Source organism: Treponema sp. UBA7567 (assembly GCF_002476655.1).
GTDB lineage: Bacteria > Spirochaetota > Spirochaetia > Treponematales > Treponemataceae > Treponema_D.
Genome location: NZ_DLLH01000067.1, coordinates 24,592 through 29,373, shown reverse-complemented (window position 1 = coordinate 29,373; position 4,782 = coordinate 24,592). Strand labels below are relative to the sequence as shown.

Annotated in this window: 5 protein-coding genes; 3 read left to right on the top strand and 2 right to left on the bottom strand. The window is 41.4% G+C overall.

The features are described 5' to 3' along the window. On the bottom strand, positions 1 to 870 hold an 870-nt coding region (locus B3Y13_RS08525), incomplete at its 3' end, for a M20 metallopeptidase family protein (protein ID WP_296693956.1). A 364-nt stretch (positions 871 to 1,234) separates the two neighbouring features. Between B3Y13_RS08525 and B3Y13_RS08520 the strand changes: the two genes are divergently transcribed. From B3Y13_RS08520 to B3Y13_RS08510, 3 genes are all read left to right on the top strand, one after another. Continuing rightward, positions 1,235 to 2,089: a MetQ/NlpA family ABC transporter substrate-binding protein gene (locus B3Y13_RS08520; protein ID WP_296667836.1), complete on the top strand. Its 855-nt coding sequence runs from the start codon at positions 1,235 to 1,237 to the stop codon at positions 2,087 to 2,089. Positions 2,090 to 2,236: 147 nt separating this feature from the next. Further along, the gene (locus tag B3Y13_RS08515; protein ID WP_296693953.1) at positions 2,237 to 3,268 is read left to right on the top strand and encodes a methionine ABC transporter ATP-binding protein; all 1,032 of its coding nucleotides are present in this window, start codon (positions 2,237 to 2,239) and stop codon (positions 3,266 to 3,268) included. Beyond that, positions 3,265 to 3,912, top strand: a complete 648-nt coding sequence (locus tag B3Y13_RS08510) for a methionine ABC transporter permease (protein WP_296024911.1) — start codon at positions 3,265 to 3,267, stop codon at positions 3,910 to 3,912. The genes B3Y13_RS08515 and B3Y13_RS08510 overlap by 4 nt, the downstream gene beginning before the upstream one ends. A 94-nt stretch (positions 3,913 to 4,006) precedes the next feature. Here the strand turns inward: B3Y13_RS08510 and B3Y13_RS08505 are convergent, their stop codons facing one another. Beyond that, a complete protein-coding gene (locus B3Y13_RS08505) occupies positions 4,007 to 4,666 on the bottom strand; it encodes a GntR family transcriptional regulator (RefSeq protein WP_296693950.1) in 660 nt (219 codons plus the stop codon). Between the last annotated feature and the right edge of the window lie 116 nt (positions 4,667 to 4,782).

Genomic DNA, 4,782 nt, shown 5'->3' with positions numbered 1-4,782 from the left:
TGCAATTTTTTCAACCTTTTCTGCAAGTTTTTTGCGGCTTTCCGCGCTAAAAGTGCGGATTGTTCCTTCAATTTCGGCTTCGCCGGCGATTATGTTGTACGTTGTTCCAGAATGAATAGAACCGATTCCCAAAATTGCCCCTTCAACCGGCGAAATCACTCTCGAAACAACAGTATGAAGTTTTGCAACGGTTAGACTTGCAATAAAAACAGAATCTACTCCGTCCTGTGGTCTTGTAATATGGGCCGCTTTTCCGTGAATTTTGATTTTTATCCGGTCGCAGCTTGCCATGTCCGCTCCGGTTTTTACTCCGATTTTTCCAACTTCCATTCCTGCCTGAAAGTGAATTCCAAAAGTCCTGTCAACTTTGTCCAAAACGCCTGCTTCAATAATCTGTCTCGCGCCTTTGCCAATTTCTTCCGCGGCCTGAAAGCACAGAATAACTTTTCCAGAAAAATCCGCCTTGTGGTTTAGCAAAAGTCTTGCAGTTCCAAGAAGATAAGCTGCATGGCCGTCGTGCCCGCAAGCGTGCATAATTCCAGGATTTTGGCTTTTATATGGAACATTATTCTCTTCCTGAACAGGAAGAGCGTCTATGTCTGCCCTCAAAAAAAGGGTTTTGCCAGGGCGGCCGCTGTCAATTTCGGCAATTACGTTTGTCTGGCCAACCCTGTAAGGAGACAAACCTAAAGCTTTAAGTTCCTGTTCGATTCTATTGCAGGTTTCAAATTCTTTAAGGCCAAGTTCCGGATGCGAATGAAAATAGCAGCGCTGCTCCCACATATATTCCAAAAGACTTTTTGCTTCTATAAAAGATGGTGAATTGTTTTCTGATTTTGCAGAATCTTCTTTTGACGATAAATTGTTCATTTTTTGCCTCCAATAAAGTTTGCAACGCAAACTTGTAAAAATAAAAACAGACGTTATTTTCGGCTGTTTTTATCTTACACTCCGCTTTATGCGCTTATATGAATAAAAAAATTTTTTCATATATTTTTCGTATAACCTATTGACATACTAGGTTTGTTTGATGTATTTGTTATACATCGCTTTTACCTAGTTAGTCAATAGGTAAAAAAACAAAAAAGTGCTAGGGTATGGAACCGCGCCGGAGGCGGCCACTGGACTGAGCGGAGCGAAGGAAGCGGCTGGAGCGAAAGCGCAACGGTGGAACACCCGGCCTGAGCAAAGCGAAGGCAGCACCCAAAAAAAATGCAACTCACAGGAGGTTTTTATGAGAGTTACAAAATTATTTTTATTAACAGCTTTAATTATTTCCGGAGCAGCATTGATGGGCTGCACAAAAAAGGCTGAGCCTGGCAAAAATACGGATTCTGCAAAAAAAACGCTCACCTACAGCCGTTCGCAAGGCCCTTACACTGTGCTTTTTGAAAATGCGGTTAAACCGATTCTTGAAAAAAAAGGCTACACCTTAAAAGGCTACGATTATTCTGAGCTTTCTTTGGCGGACGATGCTGTAAATGGCGGCGATGTTGATTTTAACGTTGAACAGCACACGGCTTACGCTCAAAACTACAACAAAGGAAATAACGGACATCTTGTTCCAATTACACCAATTCCGACAGTTCCTGCAAGCATGTTTTCGAGCCATTACAAATCCTTGGACGAAATTAAAAATATTAAAAAACCAAAAATTGCCGTTCCAAACGACCCGGCAAACACTGCCAGAGCTTATGTTCTGCTCCAGAAAATCGGCTGGATTACTTTGCGCGAAAATGTAAATCTTTCGACAGTCACAAGCGAAGATATTGCGTCAAATCCGTACAACATCCAGTTTACCGAAATGAAAAGCTTGAACATTCCTCAGGTTCAGGACGACTTTGACTTTGTAATAATTACAGGCTCAATCGTTTACAATGCCGGAATCGACGCCAGCACAGCGCTCGCAAAAGAAGATGTTCTTCCTCACTTGATTTTGCAGGTTGTTGTCCGCGAAGACAATGTAAACTCGCAGTGGGCAAAAGATTTGGTTGCCGCCTACCACAGCGCAGAATTTAAGGCTTATCTCGAAAAAACAAATTACGAAAACGGACTTTTCTGGATTCCAAAAGGATACGAATTCAATTAAAATTTGAAAAAAAATTAAGGGCGTTGCCGCCGCAAGCGGCGGCCGGGCTTTGCAGGGTTCCGGCTTTCGCCTGCATTTGCGGCTGCCTGCAACCGCAAACGGCTTTGCCGCCCTTTCAATCCCTAACGCAGAATCGCAGGAGTTTTTATGAAAAATATTATTGAATTTATAAATATCAGCAAAACTTTCAAATCCAAAGATTCCGAAGTTCACGCTCTAAAAAATATTTCGCTTTCTGTGCAAAAAGGCGACATTTTTGGAGTAATCGGTTTTTCTGGAGCCGGAAAATCAACTCTTGTGCGCATGATAAATGCTCTGGAAAAACCAACTTCGGGAAGCATAATTGTAAATGACGAAAATGTCCTTGAATTAAGAGGCGAAAACCTTCGCGGTTTTAGAAAAAATATCGGAATGATTTTTCAGCATTTTAATCTGCTCCAAAGCCACACGGTTTTTCAAAATATTGCAATTCCGCTGGAACTTGAGCATTGGCCAAAATCAAAAATTACAGCCCGCGTAAACCAGCTTTTAAAATTTGTCGGGCTGGACGAAAAAGCAAATTCTTTTCCAAACGAACTTTCCGGCGGCCAAAAACAGCGCGTTGGAATTGCACGCGCTTTGACCCTCAATCCAGAAATTTTGCTCTGCGACGAAGCAACAAGCGCCTTAGACCCGCGAACCACAGATTCAATTTTGGAGCTTTTGCAAAAAATAAACAAAGATTTAAACGTTACAATTTTGATGATTACACACCAAATGAACGTAATTCAAAAAGTCTGCAATAAAGTTGCTGTTCTGGAAAAAGGCGAGCTTGTCGAAAGCGGAAATGTAATCGACGTGTTTGGAAATCCGCAAAAAGAAACTACTAAAGGTTTTATCCGGACTGTAATTAACGACCAGCTGCCGGAAAGTGTAAAAAGTTATTTACGAGATTACGACAAGCCTCAAAAAGTCGTTCGGTTGCGTTTTGACGGAAAAAACGCCGACAATCCGATTATGTCGCTTGCAATAAAAGAAACTGGCGTAAATATTTCGATTTTGTACGGAACTGTTACAGAACTTGAGGGAAAAGTTGTGGGTTTTCAGACAGTGCAGATTACTGGCGAAGAAAAACAATTAGCAGCAGCGGAAACATTTTTTAAGGAACACGGTGTTCCGGCAGTGGAGGTTAAATTATGATATTTGGAATCAGCGCTTCAAAAATCTGGCTCAGCATAGGGCAAACTGTCTATATGGTCGGAATTTCGCTTTTGGCAGGACTTTTAATCGCTTTTCCGCTTGCAATAATTCTTTTTTTAACGCGAAAAGGCGGAATAAAGCAAAATCAGATTATCTACAATATAATAAGCGCAATTATAAACATAATCCGTTCAGTTCCATTTATAATTTTGATTGTGTACATTATGCCGTTTACAAAAGCAATTGTCGGAACCCGCGTAGGCTCAACAGCAGCGCTTGTTCCTCTTACGGCATACATTGCTCCATATCTTGCGCGGCTCATAGAAAACGCGCTTTTTGAAACAGACAAGGGAATTATAGAAGCAAGCCAGGCGATGGGCGCAACAATTTTTCAGACGATTTTTAAATTTGTTCTGCCGGAAGCAAAAGGTTCAATTATCTTGGGAATTACGACAGGAACTGTTGGCTTGCTCGGAGCAACGGCAATGGCTGGGGCTGTCGGTGGCGGCGGAGTTGGCGATTTGGCTTTAACCTACGGTTATCAAAGATTTAACACGCCGTTAATGACAAGCACAGTTGTTATTTTGATTATTTTTGTTCAGATAATCCAGGTGATTGGAACTCGTTCTGCAAAAAAGCGTTAGCGTTGTGCAAGGCGGCAAGGCCGGCCGCCGCAGGCGGCTGGAGCGCAAGCGGAACCTGGAACATAGCGACGGCTTTAGCCGGAACGCCCGAATTTTATTTTTGATTCTGGCCGTTTACGTAAAGCTCCGGTTTATAATAATGCTCGCGCATTGCAAGCACGGCTTCTTCGAGTTTTTCGGATTTCATAAAATCGAGAATGTGCGCGTGCTGTGCGTAAATTGTTTTTAGGGCTTCCAGTTTGTTGTCAGAATAATAGGTCGAAATAAACGCCATCAAGGTTTCTTTGGCGTCATATTCTTTGACCAGCATTGAGTTGCCTACTCCTTCGATTATGCAGCGTTCAAAATCGTGCGTAATATCGATATATCCAACCGCATTGCCTTCGTCCAAAAGTTTCTTTTGTTTTTGAAGCTGAGCTTCGAGTTCAGGCAAAATTTTCGGCATTTTTCCACTGCGATAGCAAAAACGGTACGCGGCAACTACAAGAAAAAAAACAACCTGAAGAATTTCGTTTACCGTTTTTTTATCTGGATCGATTACAAAAAATCCCATATTGTGCTTGTATTCTATCAATCCCTCTTTTACAAGCAAGTTTATACTTTCGCGAATCGGCGTGTTGCTTACACCGAGAGTCCGGCAAAGCTCGTCAAGATTTATATTCTCGCCACGTTTAAAATCCTGATTTAAAATTCCATTTTTTAGATATTCATAAACCTGATCACGCAAACTAACTTTTTTAATCAAACCAGACACAGCTAACCCCCATTGGTTATTTGTATTATGCAAAATATGGCTTTATTTTAATATATCGTGCATTAAATTTCAAAGGAAATTAGCCTGAATGTCGAATTTTGAAAAGAACAGTCATT